This is a genomic window from Skermania sp. ID1734 (assembly GCF_007489285.1).
In the GTDB taxonomy this organism is placed as follows: Bacteria; Actinomycetota; Actinomycetes; order Mycobacteriales; family Mycobacteriaceae; genus ID1734.
Genome location: NZ_VLIY01000003.1, coordinates 58107 through 84339, shown reverse-complemented (window position 1 = coordinate 84339; position 26233 = coordinate 58107). Strand labels below are relative to the sequence as shown.

The 26233-nt window shown below is 67.0% G+C and carries 22 protein-coding genes; 11 read left to right on the top strand and 11 right to left on the bottom strand.

The window, feature by feature from the left end:
* The first annotated feature begins 168 nt into the window (after positions 1–168).
* On the top strand, positions 169–1101 hold the full coding sequence (locus FOS14_RS04370) for a hypothetical protein (RefSeq protein ID WP_143769054.1): 933 nt from the start codon (positions 169–171) through the stop codon (positions 1099–1101).
* A gap of 99 nt (positions 1102–1200) precedes the next feature.
* Here the strand turns inward: FOS14_RS04370 and FOS14_RS04365 are convergent, their stop codons facing one another.
* Entirely contained in the window at positions 1201–2157 is a 957-nt protein-coding gene (locus FOS14_RS04365) for an electron transfer flavoprotein subunit alpha/FixB family protein (RefSeq protein ID WP_143769053.1), read from the bottom strand.
* Positions 2158–2197: 40 nt separating this feature from the next.
* Positions 2198–2983, bottom strand: coding sequence for an electron transfer flavoprotein subunit beta/FixA family protein (locus FOS14_RS04360; RefSeq protein ID WP_143769052.1), 786 nt, complete (start codon positions 2981–2983; stop codon positions 2198–2200).
* Positions 2984–3142: 159 nt separating this feature from the next.
* On the opposite strand from FOS14_RS04360, the gene FOS14_RS04355 reads away from it, so the two are divergent.
* From FOS14_RS04355 to FOS14_RS04345, 3 genes are read left to right on the top strand one after another with little or no spacing between them, the layout of a single operon-like run.
* Complete coding sequence (locus FOS14_RS04355) at positions 3143–3913, top strand: bifunctional 2-polyprenyl-6-hydroxyphenol methylase/3-demethylubiquinol 3-O-methyltransferase UbiG (protein WP_143769051.1); 771 nt, start codon at positions 3143–3145, stop codon at positions 3911–3913.
* Positions 3910–5448, top strand: a complete 1539-nt coding sequence (locus tag FOS14_RS04350) for a glycoside hydrolase family 57 protein (RefSeq protein WP_143769050.1) — start codon at positions 3910–3912, stop codon at positions 5446–5448. Before FOS14_RS04355 ends, FOS14_RS04350 begins: the two co-directional genes overlap by 4 nt.
* A 29-nt stretch (positions 5449–5477) precedes the next feature.
* Positions 5478–6734 (top strand): glycosyltransferase family 4 protein, encoded by a 1257-nt coding sequence (locus tag FOS14_RS04345; protein ID WP_143769321.1) that lies wholly within the window; start codon positions 5478–5480, stop codon positions 6732–6734.
* Positions 6735–6861: 127 nt separating this feature from the next.
* Here FOS14_RS04345 and FOS14_RS04340 read toward each other — a convergent pair whose 3' ends face one another.
* Complete coding sequence (locus tag FOS14_RS04340) at positions 6862–7599, bottom strand: acyltransferase (protein ID WP_143769049.1); 738 nt, start codon at positions 7597–7599, stop codon at positions 6862–6864.
* 170 nt (positions 7600–7769) lie between these two features.
* Here FOS14_RS04340 and FOS14_RS04335 point away from each other — a divergent pair, with 170 nt between their 5' ends.
* From FOS14_RS04335 to FOS14_RS04325, 3 genes are all read left to right on the top strand, one after another.
* Entirely contained in the window at positions 7770–9095 is a 1326-nt protein-coding gene (locus FOS14_RS04335; protein WP_255450064.1) for a PQQ-binding-like beta-propeller repeat protein, read from the top strand.
* A gap of 79 nt (positions 9096–9174) precedes the next feature.
* Positions 9175–11649 (top strand): nitrite reductase large subunit NirB, encoded by a 2475-nt coding sequence (nirB, locus tag FOS14_RS04330; protein ID WP_143769048.1) that lies wholly within the window; start codon positions 9175–9177, stop codon positions 11647–11649.
* Positions 11646–11987 (top strand): Rieske (2Fe-2S) protein, encoded by a 342-nt coding sequence (locus tag FOS14_RS04325; RefSeq protein ID WP_143769047.1) that lies wholly within the window; start codon positions 11646–11648, stop codon positions 11985–11987. The genes nirB and FOS14_RS04325 overlap by 4 nt, the downstream gene beginning before the upstream one ends.
* 24 nt (positions 11988–12011) lie before the next feature.
* On the opposite strand, the gene FOS14_RS04320 is transcribed toward FOS14_RS04325, so the two are convergent.
* The 5 genes from FOS14_RS04320 to FOS14_RS04300 all read right to left on the bottom strand — a co-directional run bounded on the left by FOS14_RS04320 (position 12012) and on the right by FOS14_RS04300 (position 17252).
* Positions 12012–13196, bottom strand: coding sequence for a class I SAM-dependent methyltransferase (locus tag FOS14_RS04320; RefSeq protein ID WP_143769046.1), 1185 nt, complete (start codon positions 13194–13196; stop codon positions 12012–12014).
* Complete coding sequence (locus tag FOS14_RS04315) at positions 13193–14194, bottom strand: class I SAM-dependent methyltransferase (RefSeq protein WP_143769045.1); 1002 nt, start codon at positions 14192–14194, stop codon at positions 13193–13195. Before FOS14_RS04315 ends, FOS14_RS04320 begins: the two co-directional genes overlap by 4 nt.
* 46 nt (positions 14195–14240) lie before the next feature.
* Positions 14241–15020, bottom strand: a complete 780-nt coding sequence (locus FOS14_RS04310) for an enoyl-CoA hydratase/isomerase family protein (protein ID WP_143769044.1) — start codon at positions 15018–15020, stop codon at positions 14241–14243.
* 370 nt (positions 15021–15390) lie between these two features.
* Entirely contained in the window at positions 15391–16191 is an 801-nt protein-coding gene (locus tag FOS14_RS04305; RefSeq protein ID WP_143769043.1) for an NUDIX domain-containing protein, read from the bottom strand.
* Between the two features lie 236 nt (positions 16192–16427).
* Positions 16428–17252, bottom strand: a complete 825-nt coding sequence (locus FOS14_RS04300) for an ABC transporter ATP-binding protein (RefSeq protein ID WP_143769042.1) — start codon at positions 17250–17252, stop codon at positions 16428–16430.
* Between the two features lie 160 nt (positions 17253–17412).
* Between FOS14_RS04300 and FOS14_RS04295 the strand changes: the two genes are divergently transcribed.
* The 3 genes from FOS14_RS04295 (at position 17413) to FOS14_RS04285 (ending at position 20978) form a co-directional block, all read left to right on the top strand.
* Positions 17413–19242, top strand: coding sequence for a chloride channel protein (locus tag FOS14_RS04295; protein ID WP_221936658.1), 1830 nt, complete (start codon positions 17413–17415; stop codon positions 19240–19242).
* A 102-nt stretch (positions 19243–19344) separates the two neighbouring features.
* A complete protein-coding gene (locus FOS14_RS04290; RefSeq protein WP_143769041.1) occupies positions 19345–19791 on the top strand; it encodes a Zn-ribbon domain-containing OB-fold protein in 447 nt (148 codons plus the stop codon).
* Entirely contained in the window at positions 19788–20978 is a 1191-nt protein-coding gene (locus tag FOS14_RS04285; RefSeq protein ID WP_143769040.1) for a lipid-transfer protein, read from the top strand. The genes FOS14_RS04290 and FOS14_RS04285 overlap by 4 nt, the downstream gene beginning before the upstream one ends.
* A 68-nt stretch (positions 20979–21046) precedes the next feature.
* Here the strand turns inward: FOS14_RS04285 and FOS14_RS04280 are convergent, their stop codons facing one another.
* The 3 genes from FOS14_RS04280 to ctaD form a co-directional block, all read right to left on the bottom strand.
* Positions 21047–21778: an aminoacyl-tRNA hydrolase gene (locus tag FOS14_RS04280; protein WP_255450063.1), complete on the bottom strand. Its 732-nt coding sequence runs from the start codon at positions 21776–21778 to the stop codon at positions 21047–21049.
* Positions 21775–23013, bottom strand: coding sequence for a phosphoserine phosphatase SerB (serB, locus tag FOS14_RS04275; RefSeq protein WP_143769039.1), 1239 nt, complete (start codon positions 23011–23013; stop codon positions 21775–21777). Before serB ends, FOS14_RS04280 begins: the two co-directional genes overlap by 4 nt.
* 147 nt (positions 23014–23160) lie before the next feature.
* Positions 23161–24915 (bottom strand): cytochrome c oxidase subunit I, encoded by a 1755-nt coding sequence (ctaD, locus tag FOS14_RS04270; protein WP_143769038.1) that lies wholly within the window; start codon positions 24913–24915, stop codon positions 23161–23163.
* 251 nt (positions 24916–25166) lie between these two features.
* Between ctaD and FOS14_RS04265 the strand changes: the two genes are divergently transcribed.
* On the top strand, positions 25167–26225 hold the full coding sequence (locus tag FOS14_RS04265; RefSeq protein WP_143769037.1) for an iron-siderophore ABC transporter substrate-binding protein: 1059 nt from the start codon (positions 25167–25169) through the stop codon (positions 26223–26225).
* Positions 26226–26233: the final 8 nt, after the last annotated feature.

The following is a 26233-nucleotide window of genomic DNA, read 5'->3' as shown; positions in this document are numbered from 1 at the left end:
TTTCCCCTGCCGCGCGCGACTTTGCTCGACTGCACTCCCCGGACGGAGTGCAGATCCGCAAAGTTGCGCGCGGCAGCTGGGGTAACGGCGTTATCCACACGGGCAAATCCATCCACAGCTGTGTGCTCGAGCGGTCGTCCACCGGTGGTGATGCCAGAGGATCGGCTCATGAGCGAACCGATCCCAGTCGAACGTCGTCGCGCTCTCGACCGCGGCTACACCGATGCCCAGTTGCGCCGGCTCACCGAACGGGAAGGGTGGTCGCGTCTGCGACTGGGCTGGTATCTGCCACCCGAACTCGACGCGACGTTGGATTCCGTCGAGCGCCATCGCGAACTCGTCCGCGCCACCATGGCGGCGGTATCACCGCATGCGGTCGTGAGCCATCAGTCCGCGACCGTGCTGCACGGCCTGACGCCGTGGGCGGTGCCGCTCGACCGCGTGCACGTCACCCGGGACCGGCCCTCCGGCGGACGCCGAACCCGCGGGCTGCACGTGCACTGCGCGCCGTTCGACACCAATGAGGTGCTCTCGATCGCCGGCGTGCGGACGCTGCCTTTAGCCCGCGCGCTTGCGGACATCGCGCGAACCGAGCCGATCGATGCAGCGGTGGTGCTGGGCGACATGGCGCTACGACAGGGGCTGTGCTCGCGCGATGACGTGCTGGCTGCCTTGTCCTATGCCGAGGGTCGCAAAGGGTATCCGGCTGCCAGGCGAGCCATCGCACTCTTCGATGGGCGCAGCGAAAGCATCGGTGAGTCACGCAGCCGCGTGCTCTTCGAGCGGCTGTGTTTACCGCGGCCCGTGCTGCAAGAGCCCTTCTTCGACCGTCAGGGCAGCTTCATCGGCCGCGCCGACTTCTTCTTCGAGGAGCAGGGCGTGATCGGTGAATTCGATGGAAAGGTCAAGTACGGCAAGCATCTTCGGGAGGGCGAGCACGCCGGTGAGGTGGTGTTCCGGGAGAAGCTGCGCGAGGACCGGCTCCGCGAACAGGGGTGGGAAGTGGTGCGGTGGACGTGGCAAGACCTCGCGCGACCGCTTGCATTGCGCGACCGGATTCTGCACGCGTTCGCCCGCGGGTTGGGTGGGCGGGCCGCATAAACTGCCGGCCGCATAAAGCTGTCGCGCGCGACTTTGCTTCGGTGCACCGCCCATACGGGGTGCAGTTCAGCAAAGTCGCGCGCGACAGTGCGGGGCTGGTCAGCCCTTGTGCTTCTTGACTTCCTCGGTCAACTGCGGAGCGACGTTGAACAGGTCACCGACGATGCCGTAGTCGGCGATCTCGAAGATCGGCGCCTCTTCGTCCTTGTTGACGGCGACGATCGTCTTCGAGGTCTGCATGCCCGCGCGGTGCTGGATGGCGCCGGAAATGCCCAGGGCGATGTAGAGCTGCGGGGAGACCGTCTTACCGGTCTGGCCGACCTGGAACTGACCCGGGTAGTACCCCGAGTCGACGGCGGCACGCGAGGCGCCGACCGCAGCACCGAGCGAGTCGGCGAGTTCCTCGACCACCGAGAACTTGTCGGCGCTGCCCACACCGCGGCCACCGGAGACGACCACCGAGGCCTCGGTGAGCTCCGGACGATCGCCACCGACCACCGGCTCCTTCGAGGTGACCTTGGTAACGCCGTCTTCCTGCGCCGGGATCTCCACCGACACCTGTTCGCCCGCGCCGGCCTGCGGCTGGGCCTCGACGGCACCCGGACGAACCGAGATGACCGGGACGTCACCGTTTGCCTTGGCCTCAACCGTGAACGCGCCACCGAAGATCGAGTGCAGCACGGTGGCGTCCGAGCGGACCTCGATTGCGTCGCAGAGCAGGCCGGAGCCGATGCGCGCGGCCAGGCGGCCGGAAACTTCCTTGCCCTCGGCACTCGCCGCGGTGATCACTGCGGCGGGGCTGGCGGACTCCACGAGCGACGCGAGAACGTCGACCTTGGGGGTCACCAGGAAACCTTCAGCGGCGTCGCCCTCGGCTGCGTAGATCTTCTCGGCGCCGGCTTCCTTCAACTTGTCGGCCAGCGCGTCCGCGGTCCCGGCGGGGCCGAAGACGACTGCCGACGGCTCACCGAGCGCCCGCGCGGCGGTGATGAGTTCGGTGCTGACCTTCTTGAGCGCACCCTCGGCGTGCTCGACGAGCACAAGTACCTCTGCCATTAGTTGCTCTTCTCCTAGGTAATTCTCGATTGGGTGCGGGTCAGATGATCTTCTGCGCCACGAGGTACTGGGCGATCTTCACGCCACCGTCACCCTCGTCGACAACCTTCTCGCCCGCGGTCCGCGGCGGCTTCGGGGTGGCCGAGGTAACCGCCGAGCCGGCGTTTGCCACGCCCACGGTGTCGGCGTCGATACCCAGGTCCGCCAGCGTGAAGGTCTGCACTTCCTTCTTCTTGGCGGCCATGATGCCCTTGAAAGACGGGAAGCGCGGCTCGTTGATCTTCTCGGTGACGCTGACGATGGCCGGCAGGGTGGCCTCGAGGTGGAACACGCCTTCGTCGGTCTCGCGCTCGCCCGTGACCTTGTCACCCTCGACCGTCAGCTTGCGCAGGTGGGTGAGCTGCGGGATCCCGAGGTACTCGGCGATGATCGCCGGCACCGCGCCCATGCGACCGTCGGTGGCCTCGTTGCCCGCGATGATCAACTCGACGCCCTCGATCTGACCGAGCGCACCGGCGATGGTCCACGCGGTCTGCACCGCATCGGAGCCGTGGATGGCCGGGTCGTTGACGTGCACGGCCTTGTCGGCACCCATGGACAGCGCCTTACGAATGGCGTCGGTGGCGCGGTCCGGGCCGACCGACAGCACGGTGACCTCGCCGCCCTGGGCTTCCTTGATCAGCAGGGCTTCTTCAACGGCGCGCTCGTTGATCTCGTCGAGCACGGCGTCGGCGGCCTCGCGGTCAAGCGTGAAATCCCCCTCGGTGAGCTTGCGCTCGGACCAGGTGTCCGGGACTTGCTTGATCAATACGACGATGTTTGGCATGGGTCTACGTCGACCTCCTGTAGTAGCTGCAAAGAAAACCGCATAGCTTCGGAGCGTGAGATTACCCCATGTCAAGTTACTCGCTAGTAACTTAGCCGAATGTGCAGCGTATAAACCCGCGGGTACAGTAAAAACGCCTCCTGCACTACCCTCGTCACGATGAGCGAACCGTCAACCGCGCTACCCACCGACCCGCTGCCGCTGACCGGCGAGCGGACGGTGCCCGGGATCGCGGAGGAGAATTACTGGTTCCGCCGCCACGAAGTGGTATACGCACGGCTGCTCTCCCGCTGCGCCGGCAAGCGAGTCCTCGAGGCCGGCTCCGGAGAAGGCTACGGCGCCAACATGATTGCCGACGTCGCCAGCTCGGTCATCGGAGTCGACTACGACGATTCCGCGGTGGCCCACGTGCGCGCCCGCTACCCCCGCGTCGACATGCGCCACGGCAACCTCGCCGCGCTACCCATCGCCAGCGGCTGTGTTGACGTCGTCGTGAACTTTCAGGTCATCGAGCACCTGTGGGACCAAGGACAGTTCCTGCGCGAGTGTCTGCGGGTACTAGCGCCCGGCGGCGAACTCTTGATCAGCACACCAAACCGGATCACCTTCTCCCCCGGCCGCGACACCCCGCTCAATCCCTTCCACACCCGCGAACTCAACGCCGTCGAATTGACCGAGCTGCTGATCGACGCGGGTTTCGAGGTCACCGACATGATCGGGGTGCACCACGGCGAACGATTGCGCTACCTCGACGCCAAGCACGGCGGCTCCCTCATCGACGCGCAAATTCAGCGCGCGCTCGCCGGTGAGCCCTGGCCCGACGAGCTGACAGCAGACGTCGCCGCGGTCACCATCGACGACTTCGACCTGCATCCCGAGGACATCGACACCAGCCTGGATCTGCTGGCCATTGCGGTGAAACCGCAGTGAGTACCACCCCCGGCAAATTCTGCCTGGTACTGCACTCGCACCTACCCTGGCTCGCCAACCACGGCCGCTGGCCCGTCGGCGAGGAGTGGCTGTACCAGTCCTGGGCCGCGTCCTACCTGCCGGTGCTGCGCGTGCTGCGCACACTCGCCGACGAAGGACGAACCGGGCTGCTCACCCTCGGCGTGACGCCCGTGCTGGCAGCTCAACTCGACGACCCGCACTGCCTCAACGGAATGCACCATTGGCTCGGCAACTGGCAGCTACGCGCGCACGAAGCCGCCATGCAGCGCCGTCACCGCACGCTCGGTCGACGCGAACACCACCTGGCCACGTCGGCGCTTGCCGACTTCGAGACTCATTGGCGCCACGGCGCGTCGCCGATCCTGCGCGAACTCATCGACGCCGGCACCATCGAACTCCTCGGCGGGCCCCTGGCCCACCCGTTCCAGCCGCTGCTCGACCCACGGATGCGGGCTTTTTCGCTCGCCGAGGGCCTCGCCGACGCCGAATTGCGCTGGAGCAGTAGGACTGCCGGCATCTGGGCGCCGGAATGCGGGTTCGCCCCCGGCATGGAACGCGGCTACCAGGCCGCCGGTGTGCGTCATTTCATGGTCGACGGCCCATCCTTGCGCGGCGACACCTCGCTAGGCCGGACCGTGCGCGACTCGGATGTCGTCGCCTTCGGCCGCGACCTGCAAGTCAGCTACCGGGTGTGGTCGCCGAAGTCGGGCTATCCCGGTCACGCCGCCTACCGCGATTTTCATACCTACGACCACGACACCGGACTGAAGGCAGCCCGGGTAACCGGCCGAAACGTCGCCGGACCCGACAAGGCGCCCTACGACCCCGAACTGGCCGCCGCTGCGGTCCGCCGCGATGTCGCCGATTTTGTCGACACCGTGCGCAGGCGCCTGACCAGCGAGTCGGAACGCATCGGCCGCCCAGCGCTGGTCGTCGCGGCCTTCGACACCGAGCTCTACGGCCATTGGTGGCACGAAGGACCGCAATGGCTCGAGCAGGTGCTGCGCGCCTTGCCGGAGGCCGGGGTCACGATCGGCACCCTCGATGACGCGCGCAAAGAAGGCTATGTCGGCACGCCGGTCGACCTGCGGGAATCGTCCTGGGGCTCGGGCAAGGACTGGCGGGTGTGGGCCGGTGAGCAGGTCGCCGATCTGGTGCAGCTCAACGACGAGGTGGTTGCCACCGCACTCGAAACCGTGGACAAGGCCCGCGCCGCCGCTAAGGTGCCCGGCGAGGTGGAACTGCGCGACCGGGTCAACGATCAACTGCTGCGCGAGGCGCTGCTGGCAGTGTCGAGCGACTGGGCGTTCATGGTGAGCAAGGACTCCGCCGCCGGATACGCCCGCGACCGGGCCCACCTGCACGCGCACGCGACACGCGAGATCGCCGAAGCCGTTTCGTCACGACAGGTTGCGCGGGCACAACGGTTGGCGGCAGGGTGGTCGATGGCCGACAATCTTTTTCCCGGCCTCGATGCACGACGTTTGCCCGACAACGACTCGGCGGTGCCTTGATGAGAGCCAAGCCCACGGGCAGCGGCCGACTGAAGATTCTCGTGGTGTCCTGGGAATACCCGCCGGTGGTGGTCGGCGGGCTGGGACGGCACGTGCATCACTTGGCCACCGAACTGGCGGCGGCCGGACACGAAGTGGTGGTGTTGTCCCGACGCCCGTCGGGTACCGATGCGGTGAGTCACCCCACCGTCACTCACATTGCCGACGGCGTCCTCGTGGTCGCTGTTGCCGAGGACCCGCCGCACCTCATCTTCGGCGAGGACATGATGGCCTGGACGTTGGCGATGGGGCATGCCATGGTCCGCGCGGGACTGGCGCTGGCCAAGCCGGGTGTCGGGGAAGGCTGGGAGCCCGACGTCGTGCACGCCCACGACTGGCTCGTCGCCCACCCTGCCATCACCCTGGCCGAGCACTACGACGTCCCGCTGGTGGCGACGATTCACGCCACCGAAGCCGGCCGGCACAGCGGGTGGGTGTCCGGAAAGATCAACCGGCAGGTGCATTCCGTCGAATGGTGGCTGGCCAACGAGGCCGACGCGCTGATCACCTGCTGTGGATCGATGAAGGACGAGGTCACCCGTCTCTTCGGTCCGGAACTCGCACCCGTCACCGTCATCCGCAACGGAATCGACGTGTCCACCTGGCGCTTTCGCGAGCGCGGACCGCGCAACGGGCCGGCGACGCTGCTCTATGTCGGCAGGCTCGAGTACGAGAAAGGCATTCAGGACGCGATCGCGGCACTGCCGCGGATCCGACGCAGCCACCCCGGCACCACGCTGGCCATCGCGGGTGAGGGCACCCAGTACGACTGGCTGCAGAAACTCGTCCGGCAGCACCGCGTTACCCGGTCTGTGCAATTCCTGGGCAAGCTCGGTCACGACGAACTGCTCGGCTGGCTGCACGGCGCCGACGCGATCGTGCTGCCCAGTCGCTACGAACCCTTCGGCATCATCGCGCTTGAGGCCGCGGCCGCGGGCACGCCGTTGATCGCCTCGACCGCCGGCGGGCTCGGCGAGGCCGTCGTCGACGGGGTTACCGGCCTGTCGTTCCAGCCGGGCGACGTCGCGGGTCTGACGTCCGCCGTGCGCGAGCTGCTCGACGATCCGGACGCCGCACAACAGCGGGCCATCGCCGCGCGCGCACGGCTAACTGCGGACTTCGACTGGCACGTCGTGGCCACCGAGACTGTGCAGGTGTATCAGGGCGCCAAGCGTCGGGTGCGGCACCCGCTGGGTCGGCCGGACATCATCGAGCGACCACTGCCCGAACGGGACACCGGCAACTGAGTTCGCGTCTCGACTGCGCACTTCGCGGCCCGTGCCCGGGACGCGAGCCGTCGGAAAGAGACGCGAAACCGCTCAGCGGGCGGTGTTGGATGTAGCCCGCTCAGCGGGCGGTGTTGGATGTGCCCGCTCAGCGGGCGGCTTTTTTGCGCTCGATGTCCTCCAGCGCCGCAATGTATTTCGCCCGCTCCTCCGCGCCGGCCTCCCAAGCCTGCTTGCGGTTCTTCACCACCCGTGCGGGGGCGCCGACCGCGATGCTGTAGTCCGGGATGTCGCCCTTTACCACGGCGTGCGCGCCCAGCACGCAGCCGCGACCGACACGGGTCTCGCGCAGCACGGTGACCTTGGTGGCGATCCAGGTGTCCGGGCCGATCCGCACCGGCGACTTCACGATGCCCTGATCCTTGATCGGCATGTTGATGTCGTCCATCTTGTGGTCGAAATCGCAGATGTAGCACCAGTCGGCAATCAGAGCGGACTCGCCGAATTCGATGTCGAGGTAGGTGTTGACGACGTTGTCCTTGCCGAATACCACCTTGTCGCCGATGCGCAGGGATCCCTCGTGACAGCGCAGGGCGTTGCCGTCGCCGATGTGCACCCAGCGGCCGATCTCCATGCGTGCAAGTTCGGGCGTAGCGTGAATCTCCACGTCGCGGCCCAGAAACACCATGCCGCGCAGCACGATGTGCGGGTTGGCCAGCTTGAAACGGAACAACCGGTAGTAGCGCACCAGATACCACGGGGTGTACGCCTTGTTGGCCAGCACCCATCGCAGTGAAGCCATGGTCAGGAACTTCGCCTGCTCGCTGTCGGAACGCCGCGATCCGCGCCACCGCGAACGCAGCGGCGCATTCCACATGCTCGTCACTGATCGTTCTCCCATCGAATCCCGGCGTCACGGCAGATCCTACTTTCGCGGCCGACCTCCCGGCTCGCCGGTAGGAGAGCGCTCCGGCGGCCGGGATAGTCTCGTCGCAGTGATCATCGAGTCGGGCGGTCACCACCTAGGACGGTCACCAACAAGGAGGAAGGTCACCCTTGCGGCGCTGCACCATCGGTCGAATCACGTCGGCGGCGTTCGTCGCAATCCTCTGTCTGTTGATCGGTGCTTGTGGGGCGCCCGAGCGCCAGGTCGACGAGGTTGTCGCCAGCGGTTGGCCCGCGGCCAACGGCGACGCGCGCAACAGCAACACCAGCACGGAAACGGGGTCGCGATCACTCGCGCTCGCGTGGATGCGTCCGATCGGCGGCACCGTACAGGCCAACGCCACCATCGCCGACAACGGCCAAGTCTTTGTGACATCGAACGTGCAGGCCGGGTGCAACCTGTTTTCGTTCCAAATGGACAACGGCCGCAAGCGTTTCTGTGACCGGCTGACCCCCGGCGTCGCGGCGGCGACGCCGCTCATCGACGGCGATGCCAACGCGTATCTGGGGCAGAACGGCTCGCTGGACTCCTACAACGAAGTCGGCCAACCGCGCTGGCATACGCCGGTACTGGGCACACCGATCTCCGCGCACTTCACCGGCGACGGAAACGTTCTCTACGTCACCCAACTCGGGCAGATCGACGTCGTCAGTCGGCAAACCGGCCACCAGGAAGTGCCGCCCTTCGCGCTGCTGGGCCGACCGGACTTCCTGGCGCAGCCGAACACTCCGCTGCCGCCGAACGATCAGGGCATCACCGACTGCTTCGTGGGCGGCGCCGGTTGTCCGGTAGCGAAGGCTACGGCGATCGACCCGGCCACCGGCAAGTTCTACGTGACGCTGTGGCGCCCCGGCGCAAAGGTGGCGTCGCTGGTTGCGCTGCGCTACGACAAAAGCACGAACCCGCCGCAGATCCGCCAGGACTGGAGCGCCGACAACCTGACCAACGGCCCGGCGACGGCGCCCGCCCTGTCTGCCGACGGCCACACCGTCTACATCACCGACAACACCGGCCTGCTCATCGCCATGGACACCAAAGACGGCCGGACAAAGTGGACGCACAATCTCGGCTACGTGCCGTTGAGCAATTCGTCGGTGTCCAGTGACGGCCTGATCATTCCGGGCGGCGGCCGCGACGGCCACCTGATTGCGCTGCGCGACCGCGGCGACAGCGTCGAAGTCGCTTGGGAGCGTGATGATCTGGTGCAGCGCGGAGTTCCCGTGCAGACGTCGGGAAACACCGGCTACACCGTGGTTCGGGCCGGCGCTAACGACGACGACGGTCTGGCACTGTTGACCTTCGACACCGCGACTGGCAAGACGTTGGACAGCGACGTGCTGCCGGATGCGCGCGGCACCACCATCGGGACCGCGATCGGCCCCAGGGGCGAAGTCGTGGTCACTACGCTGATCGGCGAGCTCTTCACCTTCAAATAAGCCGCGACTGAGCTAAAGATTATGTGCCCGTAACATTGCGGCAGCAGTCCCGTCACCGGTTGATCGGACGCTGAACGGCATGACACCCACGAGACTGCTCGTCGTCGGAAACGGCATGGCGGGTGCCCGTGCCGTGGAGGAGATTCTGGCGCGCGGTGGCGGTGACATGTTCGCGATCACCATGATCGGCGACGAACCCTACGGCAACTACAACCGGATCATGTTGTCGCACGTTCTTTCCGGCGCGTCGGGCCTCGAGGACGACGACCTGCTGATCAATCCGATGAGCTGGTACCGCGAAAACGGGGTGACTCTCTACGCGGGCGATCGTGCGATGCGGCTGGATCGTTTTGCCAAGACAGTCACCTGCGAGAGCGGCCGCGTCGTCGAATACGACCTGCTCGTGGTGGCCACCGGCAGCAACACTTTCTTTCCCAACATGGACGGGCTGCGCGAGTCCGACGGTCGGCTGGGCCGCGGTGTGTTCGGGTTTCGCACTATCGCCGACACCAACGGCATGCTGCAGATGGCCGAATCCTGTGATGATGTCGCCGCAGTGGTGATCGGTGGCGGGCTGCTCGGGCTCGAGGCGGCGTACGGCCTACGGACCCAAGGCTTGTCGGTGGACGTTGTGCACTCGCCCACCCACCTGATGAATCAGCAACTCGACGAGCGCGGTGGACACGTGCTGCGCACCAAGATCGAGCAGCTCGGCATCGGGGTGCACACCGGCACTCGCACCAGCGCGGTACTGCGGGACGCGCGCAGGCGGGTCACCGGTGTGGAGTTCGCCGACGGCCGCACGTTGGCGGCCGACATGATCGTGGTGACCGCCGGGATCCGGCCCAACACCGAATTCGCCAGGGCTGGTGGGCTTGTCGTCGAACGAGGCATCGTCGTCGACGACCAGATGCGCTGCGAGGACGAGAGCGCAATCTACGCGGTAGGTGAATGCGCCCAGCATCGCGGCGAGGTCTACGGTCTCGTGGCGCCGGTGTGGGAACAGGCCGCCATCCTGGCCGACAATCTCACGGGCACGAATCCGCAAGCGCGCTACCGTGGTTCACGCACGGCAACCAAACTCAAGGTCGCCGGCATCGACGTCGCCGCCATGGGCGTCAAAGGCCCCGAGCACCCCGACGACGAGTTCCTGCAGATCTACGAGCCGGGCACCGGCGTCTACAAGAGCATGGTGGTACGCGACAACACTCTCATCGGGGCGATGCTGCTCGGCGACGTCAGCAAGGCGGCGTTGTTGACGCAGCTGTTCGTCGACAAGGTGGCGCTGCCGGAGCAGCGAATCAGCGTGCTCTTCGATGTGTCGGGCGATGGCGCGACGGCCAGTGCCGCGGACCTGCCGGACGAGACCCAGGTATGCAACTGCAACGGGGTGTCCAAGGGTGACATCGTGGCCTGCGTCCGCAACGGAGCCTCGACGGTCGCCGACGTCATGGCCACCACTCGCGCCGGAAAGGGTTGCGGCTCTTGTAAATCGTTGGTCAAGGAGATCGTCGGATGTGCTGGCGGCGGCGCCGTCGACCCGACCGCCGACTGGTATGTGCCGTGTATTCCGATGACCAAGGCCGAGTTGATATCAGCCGTGCGTGAGCGCGGGATACGTTCTGTCTCGGAGCTTTTCGCACAGTTGGCGCCTGCCGGCGAGGACGCGACCGCCAAGATGCCGTTGGCTTCGTTGCTACGCGTGGTGTGGGGTCCGGACTGGGTGCAGGAGCAGGGCGCGCTGTTTATCAACGACCGCGTGCACGCGAACATCCAACGGGACGGCACGTTTTCGGTGGTACCGCAAATGAAGGGCGGGGTGACCACGCCGGATCAGTTGCGCCGCATCGCCGATGTCGCCGACCGGTACGGCGTGCCGCTGGTGAAAGTGACTGGCGGCCAACGCATCGACCTGTTGGGCATCAAGAAGGAAGACCTGCCCAAGGTATGGGGCGACCTCGGCATGCCGTCGGGTTTCGCCTACGGCAAGAGTTTCCGGACCGTGAAAACCTGTGTGGGCAGCGACTTCTGCCGCTACGGCCTCGGCGACTCCACGTCCTTGGGCATCGCGATCGAAGAACGCTTCCAGGGTCTCGAGACTCCCGCGAAACTGAAACTGGCCGTTGCCGGCTGCCCGCGCAACTGTTCGGAAGCGTTGTGCAAGGACTTCGGCGTGGTTTCGGTGGGAGCGGATCGCTGGGAGGTCTACGTTGGCGGTGCCGCCGGTGCGCACGTCCGTAAGGGCGACCTGCTGGCCACGGTCGACGGCACCGCGATGGTGCTGACCCTGGCGAGTCGGTTCATCCAGTACTACCGCGAGAACGCGAAGTGGCTCGAACGCACCTACGATTTCGTGCCCCGCGTCGGGCTCGACAGACTGCGCGAACTGCTCATCGAGGATGCCGACGGGCTGTGTGCCGGCCTGGACGAGCGCATGCAGATCGCCGTCGACGGTTACCGCGACCCGTGGCTCGACCGCACGGCCCCGCGTTCGGCGGCCCAGTTCTCCTCGGCCCTGCCGCTTTTGCCGTTCCCGCAGGTGCCGGTGCGATGACCAGCGTGGACGCCTACATCGACCTCGGGCCGGTCACCGACCTCACGCCGGGCGAAGGCCGCACCTACACGGTGGACGGCCGCCAGGTCGCGGTGTTTCTGCTCGGCGACGGCACGGCGCGCGGGGTCGATGCCGTCTGTCCGCATCGGGGTGGGCCCTTGGCTGACGGGCAGGTAGACAGCTCGGTGGTGATCTGTCCGCTGCACCAGTATTCGTTCGCGCTGAACACCGGTGCTTGTACGACGGCCGGCGTCGCGCCGGTCCGGGTATATCCAACCAGGGTTGTCGACGGACGGATCGAGGTAGCGCTGGCCCCGGCCAGCACCCCCTGTGCGTGAATGTTCACCGCGGGCGGTGAAAAATCACGCACAGGGGTTTTGTGATCCGGGGTTTTGGGCTCCGGGCTCGCAGACGAACACCGTTGCGGCATCGCCGATTCTGGTGACCACGAGCGCATAGGGGCGAGTTCCCCGCAGCTTCAACCGTTTTCGCAGTGCGTCGGGATCCACGTCGACGCCACGCACCAGGATCTCCAGCGTGCCCGCGTCGAGTCGACTCAGCTCTTGGCACAGCGCCTTCTCGGCGAACTTGAGCCGGGCCAGCACGCGAAAACCGCGGACACCCGCCGGGACCGCATTCCCGGTCACATAGGCGATTCGCGGGTCGAGCTGCCACAGCCCGTGCCGAGCGGCGTAGTGGCGCACCAGACTTGCTCGCACGACCGCCCCGTCCGGGTCGATAATCCACTCCCCCGGTTCGCGAATCGGAATGTCGTCCGGATCGGCGTCAGTGAGCGTGGTGGCGCGGCCGGCGGAACTCAGCATGGTCGCACGACGACGCACATTCTCGGACAACCCCGCCGACCACAGGCACGCTTCGCGCACGCCGCCGTCGAGGGAGACGACCTCGATCTCGCCGGACCAGTCCAACGCACCAAAATCAAGGCCCGGTGCGCATTTCACCACGAGGTCGCGCCCGCAGTAGGTGTCCAGCAGGGCCGGCAACGGCGGCTGCAGCCGATTCGGATCGTGGGTCCGTTTGCCGTCGGCCCGGCGGCCAGGGTCTGCGAGCACCACCGTATTCCGGCTGCATGGTGTCAAGGCGTCGGCCCGGGCCAGAGCGGCCCCGGGCACGTTGTAGGCCGCCATGGCCAGGCGCACCGGGTCGAGGTCACTGCCCAGCACGGTTGGGCACACCGGTACCAGCGCGTCGAGTTCCGCACCGACCGAACAGGTGATGTCGTGCACCATCCGCCCGGCCAACCGTCGAGCCCTGTGCCGCGCAACCACAGTCGGGGTCGCCTGCTGCAGGGCGTCGTCGGTGAACAGTCGGCGCTGGCCGTCCGGGAATTTCACGACGGACTTGCGACGCAGCCGCACCGTCTCCACCAGCACGGGCGCCCGGGCGCCGAATTCGCGCCGAACCACCTCGACGTCACGCACGTGCGAGCGCGTACTGAAATCGAGACGCTGCACCGATTCCAGCGCGGCCATCCCCGCCGAACTGGTCAGGTACTCGACGTCGGCAACGTCGAACCGGTAGCTCAGCTCTGCTTCACACCCGTGATGGCGACGTTGTAGAAGAAGCGACGCGGCACGATCCGGTTGAGCAGGTGGTCATCGACCCAGCTCAGCGTCTTCCAGCCGTTGAACGCGAACTTCGCCCAGCCGAAGCCGAGCTTGCCCGGCGGAACGACGGCCTCGAACGTCCGCACCGGCCAGCCCAGCAGCGCGGCCGCGAACTCTTCGGTGTGCGCATGGACCGCAATGGCGCCCGCGGCCTCGGCGATCTTCTCCAGATCCGCCGGATCGAAGGTGTGCAGGTCGACAACCGCCTCCAGAGCCGCCGCGCGCGAGGACTCGTCGAGCTCTTCCTGGGTGCGCCGCCAATCCGCTAGTGCCGGTATGCGAGTGACGTTGGTGGTAATCTTCCAGGTCGCCCAACCCAACCAACGGGCGTACAGGTTGCCGATGGTCGACGGCTCGCCGGCGAACACGAACCGGCCGCCCGGCTTGAGCACCCGCAACACCTCGCGCAACGCCTGCTCTACGTCCGGAATGTGGTGCAGGACGGCGTGCCCGACTACCAGATCGAACGTCTCGTCCTCGTACGGAATGATCTCGGCGTCGGCTACCCGACCGTCCACCGGCAACCCAAGGTGCTCGGCGTTGCGCAGCGCGACCTTCACCATGCCCGGTGACAAGTCGGTGACCGAGCCCGTCGCCGCCACCCCTGCCTGCATCAGGTTCAGCAGAAAGAACCCGGTGCCGCAGCCGAGTTCCAGCGCGCGCCCGTACGGTAGCGGCTGCGGGCCGGCGACCGCGTCGAACCGGTCCCTTGCGTATTCGATGCAGCGCTCGTCGTAGGAGATGTGCCACTTCTCGTCGTAGCTCTCTGCTTCCCAGTCGTGGTAAAGCACCTGCGCGAGCTTGGTGTCATGGCGCGCCGCTTCGACCTCCGCTTGCGTGGCATGCGGGTTGGGCGCCGGATCCAGATCCGGCACGGCGGCGAGGTGGCGGTCGTGCTCCTGCGGGCTGACGGTCATGGTGGGCAAGCCTACTAGCCAGTTCTATGAGAACAAGTTCAGCTGTTTATCTGCCCACGAACGGCGCCCGACCGGGACCATCGGCGAGGAAAGATTGCATCCCGGCGCGCGCATCGTCGGTCGCGAACAACGCCGCACAACTTTCCCGTTCGGCCTCGAAGCCCGCCGCGGCCGTCGCGGAGAGGCCGGTGTCGATCGCGGACTTGGCCGCCGCGAGCGCACGGGCTGGGCCGCCGACAAACTGCGCGGCCCACTCACGCGCGCTGGTGTAGACGTCGTCCGGCGCGACAACCGCGTCGACCAGGCCGATCCGTAACGCCTCGTCCGGCTCGACGAACCGGCCCGTGAATATCAGATCCTTGGCCACGCTCGGTCCGACCAGCTGAGTCAGGCGCTGGGTGCCGCCGCCGCCGGGGATCAGGCCCACCAGTACTTGCGACATCGCAAGCTTGACGTTGTCGCCGATCACCCGACGATCGGCGCACAGCGCAATCTCGAGGCCGCTGCCCAGCGCGTAGGTGCTGATGGCGGCGACCGTGGGCTTAGGGATCTCCGCGACCGCGCCGAGTGCTTTCTGCACGTCGACGGCCATCAATTGCATCTGACTCGCGGTGATGGTCGCCAGTTCGGCGACATCGTCACCGGCCGAGAAAACTTTGGGGCCGCCGTCGATGATCACCGCTGCCACGTCGGGATCCTCGCTGGCTGCTCGTGCGGCCGCCACCAGTTCGCGATGGCATTGCACGGTGATCGCATTCACCGGAGGCCGGTCGATTCGGATAGTGCCGATGCCGTCGGATACCGCCAGGCTCACGAACTCGGGCATGACAGCGAACTCTACTGCCGGTCAGGCCGCGCGTGAGCATCGCAGCGGCGCAGCCGCGAGGAGCGGAGCGCGTGGAGCTGACCGGCCAACCAACACTGCCGGTCAGGCCGCGCGTGAGCATCGCAGCGGCGCAGCCGCGAGGAGCGGAGCGCGTGGAGCTGACCGGCCAATGGGACACTGCGGTCAGGCCGCGCGTGAGCATCGCAGCGGCGCAGCCGCGAGGAGCGGAGCGCGTGGAGCTGACCAGCCAAGTGACCCGGCGGTCAGGCCGCGCGTGAGCATCGCAGCGGCTCCACCGGCGAACGCATACTTTTCGTCGTCGCCAGGTGCCAATTCACGACGAAATCTATGCGCTCGACGCCGAAGAGCGCTAGCGGCTGCTCCAGGGATGCGGCCCCTCGGCGTAGTAGCCGTCCTGGCCGGGGAATGTCACCGTCAGCTGGCCGTCGACGGTGTGCAGGGTCGGTTCGATTGGTTCGATTCGCGGGTCTGCCGCCAGGACCGCGTCGGTGTCGGCGTACTGCGCCAACGTGTTGAGCTGCGTCCACGTGGGCGGCAACAGGATGCTTCTGCCGGCCCGCCACTCGTCGATCGCGGCCTGCGGCGTCGCCCATGCCACTGCGGCCGCCTCGGGAGTCTGCCCGTCGGCGCGTTGACCGGCCGGAACAACGGCGACGAAGAAGCGAGTGTCATAACGACGCGGCTCCCCCACCGGAGTGATCCAGTTCGCCCAGGGCCGCAGCAGATCCGCACGAAGTACGAGCTTTTCGGCTGCGAGAAAATCGGCGAAGCTGAGTTCGCGCTTCTCCAATAACTCACGGGCCGAGCGGTATCCGGACGTGTCGGCGACAACCGTGTCCGGCGACGGACCGGCCAGCAGCACACCGCACTCCTCGAACGTCTCGCGAACGGCGGCGCACACCAGCGCCTTCGCGCGCGGCTCGTCGACGCCGAACCGGTCCGCCCACCAGGAGACCGGTGGTCCCGCCCAGCCGATGGAGGTGTCGGCGTCAGAGGGATCGACACCGCCACCGGGAAAGACCGTCATTCCGCCGGCGAACGCCATGGCGCCGACCCGACGCAGCAGAAACACTTCGATCCCGGCCGCCGCGTCGCGCAGCAGGATTACGGTCGCAGCATCTTTGGGCGTGGGCACGGCGGTGTCGGTCACATCGTGCACGCTACGCCCGGCTAATCCGTGCGGTGCTGTCTGGGCGCGGGCTCGTCCAGCGAACCCACGCCGGTCTCAGCCCGCGGTGTTGGTCTTTGCGCGGGCTGGCCCGGCGAACCCACGCGGTCTCAGCCCGCGGTGTTGGTCTTTGCGCGGGCTGGCCCGGCGAACCCACGCCGGTCTCAGCCCGCTGTGTTGGTCTTTGCGTGGGCTGGACCGGCGAACCCACGCCGGTCTCAGCCCGCGCGGTGCCGGCCGGGCGCGCGGGTCCGCCGCGCAAACCAGCGCCCATCCGCGCGATCGAGCGTGATCGCCTGACTGAACGTCTCGCTGAGGTTGGCACTGGTCAGCACATCGTCGAGCAGCCCTTGGGCCACCACTTGACCTTCCTTGAGCAGCAGGCCATGGGTGAAATTGGGCGGAATCTCCTCGACGTGATGGGTCACCAGAACGGTCGCGGGGGAATCCGGGTCGTCGGCCAAATGGGCCAGCCGTGCGACCAGTTCTTCGCGTCCACCAAGATCCAGACCTGCCGCCGGTTCGTCGAGCAGGAGCAACTCTGGGTCGGTCATCAAGGCGCGCGCGATCAGCACCCGCTTGCGCTCGCCCTCGGACAAAGTTCCATAGGATCTATCCGAAAGATGCTCGGCACCAAGGCTTTCCAGCATATCTACCGCGCGGTCGGTGTCGACACGGTCGTATTGCTCGCGCCAGCGGCCGAGCACCGCGTAGCCCGCCGACACCACCAGGTCGCTCACTTTCTCGTCTGCCGGCACTCGGCTGGCCAGCGCCGCCGACGACAGCCCGATGCGCGGTCGCAGTTCGCTAACGTCGACGCGGCCGAGGGTCTCGCCCAGCAGGTGTGCGGTCCCCGACGTCGGGTGCACCTCGGCGGCGGCGATCCGCAGCAGGCTGGTCTTGCCGGCCCCGTTGGGTCCCAGGACCACCCATTTCTCATCGAGTTCGACTTGCCAACTCACCGGGCCGACGAGCGTCACTCCGGAGCGGCGAATCACCACATCGGTGAAATCGACGAGCAAATCGGGATCGGGTACCGGCACGGACCTATCTTTGCCTAGATTTGAGTGGGATTCATTCCGGATCGCACTTCGTGTCGTCGGCGAAAGCCGTGACCCCGGTCACGACATTTTGTGGACGATAAATCTGCCCTCTATCGTCTGAATGTCGGAATACGATATAACTGGCTAGATCGGAGAAAAGGTGGCAGCCCCGGGCGAGCGACCACGCGACGTGCGACACCTTGCAGACTTCACTGCAACGCCGCGCATGCTCACCATCACCGCGCTGGCGATACCGGTCGGCGCGGTAGGCGCCGGAGCGGCCTGGGTGCTGTTGCGGCTGATCGGCCTCATTACGAACCTGGTCTTCTACCAGCGCGTCGGCACCGAACTGGTCGCGCCGGGAGCCGTTTCGCACCACCCGTTGCTCATCTTGGGCGCGCCCGTGGTGGGCGGCTTGATCGTCGGCGTGATGGCACGCTACGGCTCGGAGAAAATCCGCGGGCACGGTATGCCGGAGGCCATCGAGTCGATCTTGTTGGGCGGCAGCACAGTTCAACCGCGGGTGGCAGCGCTCAAGCCGATCGCGTCGGCGGTGGCCATCGGTACCGGCGGACCGTTCGGTGCCGAAGGTCCGATCATCATGACCGGCGGGGCGCTGGGCTCGCTGCTGGCACAGTTCCTTCGGCTCACCGCCGACGAGCGCAAAACACTGCTGGTCTCGGGCGCCGCGGCAGGCATGGCGGCCACCTTCAACACGCCGTTCGCGGCGATCTTGCTCGCGGTCGAACTGCTGCTATTCGAGTGGCGGCCACGCAGCTACGTGCCCGTGGCGGCCGCCGTCACGGTCGCCACCTTGATCCGCCACCCCATTCTGGGCACCGGCGCGCTGTTCCCGTCCACCGGAGCGCTGCACATCACCGCGGTTACCTGCGGTCTCGCGGTCGCCTCGGGAATTGCTTCCGGCCTGCTCGCCGTGCTGGCGACCACCCTCGTGTACGCGTCGGAGGACGCCTTCCATCGGCTGCCGGTGCACTGGATGTGGTGGCCGGCAATCGGCGGCGTCGTGATCGGCATCGGCGGCCTGTTCGTCCCGCAGGCTCTGGGCGTGGGCTACAACGTGATCGGCGCCGAACTCAACGGCTCGATCGGATTGCACCTCGTCATCGGGATTCTCATCGTCAAGACGCTGATCTGGTCGCTGTCGCTGGGATCGGGCACCTCCGGCGGTGTGCTGGCGCCGATGTTCATGATCGGTGGCGCGCTCGGCGCGTTGGAGTCACACATTTTCCCGACGGTCGGACCGGGCTTCTGGGCGCTCGTCGCGCTGGCCGGCGTACTCGGCGGAGTCATGCGCTCCCCCATAACCGGCGTCATTTTCGCCGCTGAGTTGACCGGGCGATTCGACGCGCTGTTCCCGATGATCATCGGCGCGTCCACCGCCTTCGCCGTGTCCGTGCTGATGCTGCGGCGCTCCGTGCTGACCGAGAAGATCGCGCGACGCGGCTTCCACCTGACCCGCGAATACGACGTCGACCCGCTCGAGATCTTGTTCGTCGACGAAGTGATGGAGACCAACATCGTCACCTTCGAAGCGGACCTCAGCATCGAAGATGCCCTCGCCACGATCTCCGACCACGATCCCGCGAACGTCGCCGGTCGACGACAGATGCTGTACCCGGTCGTCGACGTCGAGGGGCTACTCGCCGGCGTCATCACCCGCACGATCCTGGAAACCGAGTTCCATCAGGGCGGGGGCGCGGCGACGGTCGGAAAGTTCTGTCTCACGCCGCGGGTCGCGCACTCGGATCAGACCCTGCGCATGGTGGCCAACGACATGGCCGCCAACGACATCGATCGCATGCCGGTGGTCGACCGCAACGATGCCCGCCGCGTTGTCGGCTTGATCAGCTCCACCATGCTGCTGGCCGGGCGAGCGCGCGACGTCCAAGAGGAACGCCACTCCGAGCGCAAGCTGCGGATTCGCATCATCCGTCCGGCGTGGCTGGGCGACAGCAGCGCCACCGGCTGAACGACTGCGCGTCCACTGAGCGGGACGGCCCGATGCGCGCACCGGGCCCGGCATGCCATACTAGAACACGTTCCAGTTATGGCTAGCGGAGCTGAGGCGTGCATGAGCGATACCGCAATTCCCGTGATCGACGGCTGGTTCAGCACCGGCGACGCTCCCGCGCTGATCGGTAGTTCCTGCCGCGCGTGCGGCACCGTATGCTTTCCGCGCGAGACCGGCTTCTGCCGCAACCCTGCTTGCGACGCAATGGAATTCGACGACGTCGAACTGTCCAGGCGCGGCACCGTCTGGTCCTATACCGACGCCCGTTATCGCCCGCCGGCCCCCTACATTCCCAGCACCGACCCGTACGTGCCGTTCGCCCTGGCAGCCGTCGAGCTCGCGGAGGGAATCGTCGTCCTCGGACAGGTCGCCGACGGCTACGGCGTGGACGACCTGCACGTAGGCAGCGAGGTGGAACTCGTCATCGAAACCCTCTACACCGACGACCGCGGGGATCGGACCATCTGGCGCTGGAAGCCCGTCACAACCGAAGGAGCCTCGCGATGAGCCACGATGTCGCCGTCGCCGGAGTCGGCATGCACCCGTGGGGCAAGTGGGGTGAGCCGTTTGTGAAGTACGGCGTCGCGGCCGCTCGCAGTGCGCTGGCCGATGCGGGGATCAACTGGACCGACGTGGACCTCGTCGTCGGCGGCGAAACAGTGCGCAACGGATACGGGGGATACGTCGCGGGCGCGACGTTCGCGCAGGCGCTCGGCTGGAACGGCGCCCGGGTGGCGACGTCCTACGCCGCCTGCGCAACGGGAGCCCAGGCACTGGACACTGCGCGGGCGCGGATCCTGGCCGGTCTCAGCGACGTCGCGCTCGTGGTCGGCGCCGACACCACGCCCAAGGGTTTCCTGGCGCCCAACGCCGGTGAGCGCTGGGACGACCCGGACTGGCTGCGTTTCCGGCTGCTCGGCATGACGAACCCGGCGTATTTCGCGCTGTACGCGCGCCGACGCATCGACCTCTATGGCGCGACGCCCGAAGACTTCGCCGCCGTGAAGGTCAAAAACGCCAAGCACGGCCTGAACAACCCGAATGCGCGCTACCGCAAAGAGGTCAGCGTCGCCGACGTGCTGGAGTCGGCCGTGGTGGCGGACCCGCTACACCTGCTCGACATCTGTGCCACCTCCGACGGCGGCGCGGCCGTGCTGCTGACATCGCTCGACTTCGCCCGGCGGCGCGGCCTCACCAATCCGGTTCGGATAAGCGCGATTTCGACTGTCACGCCGACGTTCCCACAGACCGTCATGGACATGCCGAACTTCTCCACCGACTCGACCGCGGCCGTGCCCGCCCCCGAGCGCACGTTCAAGGAGTCGATCGGTCACGCGGCCTACGAGGAGGCCGGCATCGGGCCCGAGGACGTCGACGTCGCCGAGGTGTATGACCTGTCCACCGCGCTCGAGCTGGACTGGATCGAAGATCTCGCGCTGTGCAAGCGCGGCGAGGCCGAGCATTTGCTGCGCGCGGGCGACACCTCCGTGGGCGGCCGTATCCCGGTCAACCCCTCGGGCGGGCTGGCCTGCTTCGGTGAAGCGGTCCCGGCGCAGGCACTAGCCCAGGTCTGTGAGCTGACTTGGCAGCTGCGTGGGCAGGCCACCGGACGTCAAGTCGAGGGCGCGCGGGTCGGGATCACCGCCAACCAGGGGCTGTTCGGGCACGGGTCGTCGGTGATCGTGCAGGTATAGGGCTTAACTGTCGGTTCTGGCCTTGCTCCGCTCCTCGCGCGTTCCGCGCTGCGATGCTCACGCGGCCGTCACCTCCGAGCGATCACTGTCATCGACCCGGGCGCCACCTCGGTGAACCCGGCGTCACGCACGGCCACCGCCCGACCGCGAGCCACCTCGTCGCACGCAAGCGCCCACGTGCGGGAATCGGCCTCCCGCACCGCGACCGCGTAGCCGCGGCGCGACCAGTCGAGCACCGCCGAAAGATCCAGCTGGCCTGCCAGCAGCATGGTCGCATGCCCAACCTGGGCGGCGGCCTTGCCGAGCGTCATGTCCAGCGACGAATTGACCCACAGCAGCGGCAGATCCGGCGGGGGCTCCTCCGGTGCGTCATGCTCGAGATCCGTCCCTCCGATCTGCAAACGCTTGATCCGGGGATCGAGCTCACCGACCGGGCACGGCACGAACGCGCGGGCCTGCGCGCCGTCCACCTCGACAGTCACCCCGTCTGCGTCCTGCACCGCCCGCCACTGCGCCCCGCGCGCACGCCGGGCGACCTTGCGAATCCGGCCGTTCATCCAGGCGTCGAAAGATTCATGCCACGGACCGCCGGTATCCACTCGCGGATCCAGACAGAGCGCAATCGTCGCGGCCGCGGCGGCCTCGAGCAGCGCCGTACGCGCCGGCGGTTCCGTCTTGGGCAGGTGTAGCACTATCGGCATGGCCAGCACCTGTGCCGAGTCATCGGGATCGGGCGTGCCGCCGTATCCGCGGCGCAGGCGGGCGTGGCGGGCAGCCAGCCCGGGATCGACCTGAGTCACCGCAGGCTGGGATCGAGCGGTACCCGCCTTACCAGCCCGTCGAAAGCATCGGCGGCCTCGACCTCGGTCCGGGTGACCCCCAGGATGAACAGCACAGTGTCCAGGAAGGGATAGGACAGCGCGGTGTCGGCAACCTCGCGCAGGGCGGGCTTGGCATTGAACGCGACGCCGAGACCGGCCGCGTTGAGCATGTCGATGTCGTTCGCGCCGTCGCCGACCGCCACCGTTTGCTCCATCGGCACGCCAACCTCGGCCGCGAACTTACGCAGCGCGGTCGCCTTCGCCTTGCGATCGACGATGTCGCCGACCACCCGGCCCGTCAGCTTGCCGTCGACCACCTCAAGGGTGTTTGCCTGCACGAAGTCGAGTTCCAGGTCGTGCGCGAGACCCTCGATCACCTGACGGAAACCGCCCGACACGACCCCGCAATGGAAGCCCAACCGCCGCAACGTTCGGATCGTGGTGCGTGCGCCGCGGGTGAGTTCGATGCTTTCGCCGACCTCCTCGATCACCGACTCGTCGAGACCCGCGAGCGTGGCGACGCGTTGGTGCAATGACTCGGTGAAATCGATTTCGCCGCGCATCGCCGCCTCGGTGACGGCCCGGACTTGATCCTCGACGCCGGCACGGGCGGCCAGCATCTCGATGACCTCGCCCTGAATAAGGGTGGAATCGACATCGAAGACGATCAGCCGCTTGGCGCGACGGGCCAGGCCCGCGCGTTCGACCGCGATGTCCACGCCTTCAGCCACGGCCACGTCCGCCAGCGCCGTACGCAGCATCGCGTCGGCATCGGCGCCGGTATTCGGCGCGGTGACCAGCAATTCGACGCCGGTGACGGGGTAGTCGGCGATGCCCCGGATCGAGTCGATGTTGGTGCCCTGTTGGGCGAGGCGGCGGCTGATCGCGCTGAACGCCCGCGCGGTCACCGGGCTGCCGAGCACCACCACCGCGTGCGTGGACAGCGGTCCCTTGCCCACCGGATCGGCACCGAATTCGACATGCACGTCAACCCCGACGCTAGCCATCGCGTCGGTGAGTTCGCGCTGCATCGACTCCGGGTCGTCCGGACAGGAGACGAGCACACCGAGCGTGAGGCGGCCGCGGATGACCACCTGCTCGATATCGAGCAGGTGCACGCCGTGCCGGGACAGCGTGGCCAGCAGCGCAGAGGTGACTCCAGGTTTGTCTTGACCGGTGACCGTGACGAGCACGTTGGTTTCCGACGCCCCCACTAGTGCAACTCCATTCCGTTGGCGCTTCGGGCGGACACGCCCGCGATTTCATTGTGGCCCATACCCGGACGCCACGATGCGGGCCCTGCCTTATCGGCCGAGCCCGCATCGGGATAGTTTTCGGCACATGGCCGCGCGATCGGCTGATTAGCCGCCAGCGGTGGTCGCGGCCCGCTTCTCCTCGATCACCTCAGTGCCGTGGTTGCTCGAGCCCCAGCCGACGTGGGCCTCGGCCCGCATCCGCTCCACCATGTGCGGGTAATGCAACTCGAACGCCGGGCGCTCCGACCGGATGCGCGGCAACTCGTAGAAGTTGTGCCGCGGCGGCGGGCAGGTGGTGGCCCACTCGAGCGAGTTGCCGTAGCCCCACGGGTCGTCCACCGTGACGACCTCGCCGTAGCGGAAGCTCTTGAAGACGTTCCACACGAACGGCAGCGTCGAAGCGCCGAGCACGAAGGCGCCGATGGTGGACACCGAGTTCAGGGTGGTGAAGCCGTCGGTCGGCAGGTAGTCCGCGTAGCGACGCGGCATGCCTTCGTTACCCAGCCAGTGCTGCACCAAGAACGTGGTGTGGAAGCCGACGAACGTCGCCCAGAAGTGCCACTTGCCGAGGCGTTCGTCCAGCATGCGTCCGGTCATCTTCGGGAACCAGAAGTAGACACCGGCGTAGGTGGCGAACACGATCGTGCCGAACAGCACGTAGTGGAAATGCGCGACCACGAAGTAGGAGTCCGAGACGTGGAAGTCCAGCGGCGGGCTGGCGAGCAGGACACCGGTCAAACCACCGAACAGGAAGGTCACGATGAACCCGACGGAGAACAACATCGGCGTCTCGAAAGTTAACTTGCCCTTCCACATGGTGCCGATCCAGTTGAAGAACTTCACACCCGTCGGAACCGCGATCAGGAACGTCATGAACGAGAAGAACGGCAGCAGCACGGCTCCGGTTGCATACATGTGGTGCGCCCACACCGCCACCGACAGCGCCGCGATGCCCAGCGTCGCGTACACCAGCGTGGTGTAACCGAAGACCGGCTTACGGCTGAACACCGGGAAGATCTCGGTGACGACGCCGAAGAACGGCAACGCCACGATGTACACCTCGGGATGGCCGAAGAACCAGAACAGATGCTGCCACAGCATCGCTCCGCCGGTCGCCGGGTCGTAGATGTGACCGCCGAGGTGGCGGTCCACCGCGAGGCCCATCAGCGCCGCGGTCAGCAGCGGGAACGCGAGCAGCACCAGCAGGCTGGTGACGAAGATGTTCCAGGTGAAGATCGGCATCCGGAACATCGTCATACCCGGACAGCGCAGCACGATCACGGTGGTGGCCATGTTGACCGCAGCCAGGATCGTGCCCAGGCCGCTTACCGCAAGGCCGAGAATCCACAGGTCCGCGCCCACGCCCGGTGAGTGGACCGCGTCACTGAGCGGGGTGTAGGCGGTCCAACCGAAGTCAGCCGCACCGCCCGGCGTGATGAAGCCGGCCGTGGCCAGGGTGGCACCGAACAGGTACAGCCAGTAGCTGAAGGCGTTCAACCGTGGGAACGCGACGTCGGGAGCGCCGATCTGTAGCGGCAGCACCACGTTGGCAAAACCGAACACGATCGGCGTCGCGTAGAAGAGCAGCATGATCGTGCCGTGCATGGTGAACAGCTGGTTGAACTGCTCGTTCGACAGGAACTGCAGGCCCGGCACGGCCAGTTCCGCGCGCATCAGCAGGGCCATCAGGCCGCCGATCAAGAAGAACGACACCGAGGTGACCAGGTACATGATGCCGAGCACCTTGGGGTCGGTGGTCGTGATCATCTTGTACAGGTATGAACCCTTAGGACCAACCCGCTGCGGATAGGGCCGCGCCGGCTCTAGCTGAGGGACTGGCTTGGGCGCTACGGCAGTCACTGATCCTCCTACTGTGCCTGTGGGGTCGCTCCGCAGGCTCCGCTCCTGTTGCCACGGGACCTAGCGCTCTTGGAATCGTAGACCGTGCCGCAGTGCCCGGCGGAACGGGTCCTACCCTGTGTCGTATTTCCGCTGTAGTACCTGTCGCAGTGGTAGCTAGATACTCTCATCATCGACGCACAGCGCGGGTCGAAATCTCGCACGCAGGTCGTTCCTCGGGGCCAACCATGGCTAGTAGTAACCTCGCCGTCATGCCGTTTCCCGCTCGTCGCCCCGCTGGTCTGCGCCGTGTGGGCGCCCTGGTCGCCCTCGCGGTCACACTGACAGCGGCGGCCGGATGCGGCAGCACCGGACTCACCGACGCCGACCCGTCCATCGTGCGCACCACGACCATGGTCGCCGGTGCCGGTGTGGTAGGCCTCGAGCGCGACACGCGCACCGCTTGTCCAGCTCCCGCGCCGATGGACCCCGGCGCTTCGACCCGAAACGTTGCGCACGCCGGCGGCGCTACGACGGTCACCGGGGATCCGATGCGCATCGTGGTGCTCGGCACTCAGGCGCTCGACACGACCTGCGCACTCGGCCTCTGGGAGCGCGTCGTCGGCGCGACTTTGCCGCCGGGCGCGTCGGCTCAACCGAGCTATCTCGGCACCGGGATCGGGCTCATTCCCTCGGTCGGATCGCCGTCCGCGCCCGATCTGGACCGCATCGCCCAGCTCAAGCCGGACCTGATCCTCGGCACGTCGGTTCCCGATGCGGCGGTCGCCGCGAAGCTGTCGGCGATTGCGCCGACCGTTTTCGACAGCGTGGACGGCGGCTGGCAGCGACAGTTTCAAGTCGCCGCCCTAGCGCTGGGTCGGCCGGAGGCCGCGAAGAAGGCGTTGGCGGACTACCACCGCGACGCCACCCAGACCGGGACCGACCTCAACGCCTCGCAAACCCAGGCTTCGGTGGTCCGCTTCGGTGGGGATTCGATGCAGGTGCAGGGCTCCGACAGCTTCGCCGGGCAAGTTCTGTCCGACGCGGGCGTGCGTCGGCCGGCTTATCAGCGCGGCAAGTCCTACCCCATCACGTCGTCGGACCTCTCGAACGCCGACGGCGACCTTATCTATGTGCTGTTCGACGGCGATGCGGGCAAGTCGCACGCCGAGCAGGTAATGAACGGCGACGCATGGCGCGAACTCGGCGCCGCGGTGGACCGTCGCGTGTTCAACGTCGATGACACGATTTGGCACGGCGACGGGCTCACCGCCGCTCGCGCCATGCTGGCCGACCTGCGTGCCACGCTGAACGGGTTCGTCACCGGCTGAGGCTCTGC

What these genes read in the sequence shown, in the direction of transcription:
- FOS14_RS04290 (WP_143769041.1), top strand. Translation starts at nt 19,345, where the DNA reads ATGAGCGATACCGCAATTCCCGTGATCGACGGCTGGTTCAGCACCGGC.
- FOS14_RS04355 (WP_143769051.1), top strand. Translation starts at nt 3,143, where the DNA reads ATGAGCGAACCGTCAACCGCGCTACCCACCGACCCGCTGCCGCTGACC.
- FOS14_RS04360 (WP_143769052.1), bottom strand. Translation starts at nt 2,983, where the DNA reads ATGCCAAACATCGTCGTATTGATCAAGCAAGTCCCGGACACCTGGTCC.
- FOS14_RS04285 (WP_143769040.1), top strand. Translation starts at nt 19,788, where the DNA reads ATGAGCCACGATGTCGCCGTCGCCGGAGTCGGCATGCACCCGTGGGGC.
- FOS14_RS04315 (WP_143769045.1), bottom strand. Translation starts at nt 14,194, where the DNA reads ATGACCGTCAGCCCGCAGGAGCACGACCGCCACCTCGCCGCCGTGCCG.
- FOS14_RS04265 (WP_143769037.1), top strand. Translation starts at nt 25,167, where the DNA reads ATGCCGTTTCCCGCTCGTCGCCCCGCTGGTCTGCGCCGTGTGGGCGCC.
- FOS14_RS04370 (WP_143769054.1), top strand. Translation starts at nt 169, where the DNA reads ATGAGCGAACCGATCCCAGTCGAACGTCGTCGCGCTCTCGACCGCGGC.
- FOS14_RS04325 (WP_143769047.1), top strand. Translation starts at nt 11,646, where the DNA reads ATGACCAGCGTGGACGCCTACATCGACCTCGGGCCGGTCACCGACCTC.
- FOS14_RS04365 (WP_143769053.1), bottom strand. Translation starts at nt 2,157, where the DNA reads ATGGCAGAGGTACTTGTGCTCGTCGAGCACGCCGAGGGTGCGCTCAAG.
- FOS14_RS04310 (WP_143769044.1), bottom strand. Translation starts at nt 15,020, where the DNA reads ATGCCCGAGTTCGTGAGCCTGGCGGTATCCGACGGCATCGGCACTATC.
- nirB (WP_143769048.1), top strand. Translation starts at nt 9,175, where the DNA reads ATGACACCCACGAGACTGCTCGTCGTCGGAAACGGCATGGCGGGTGCC.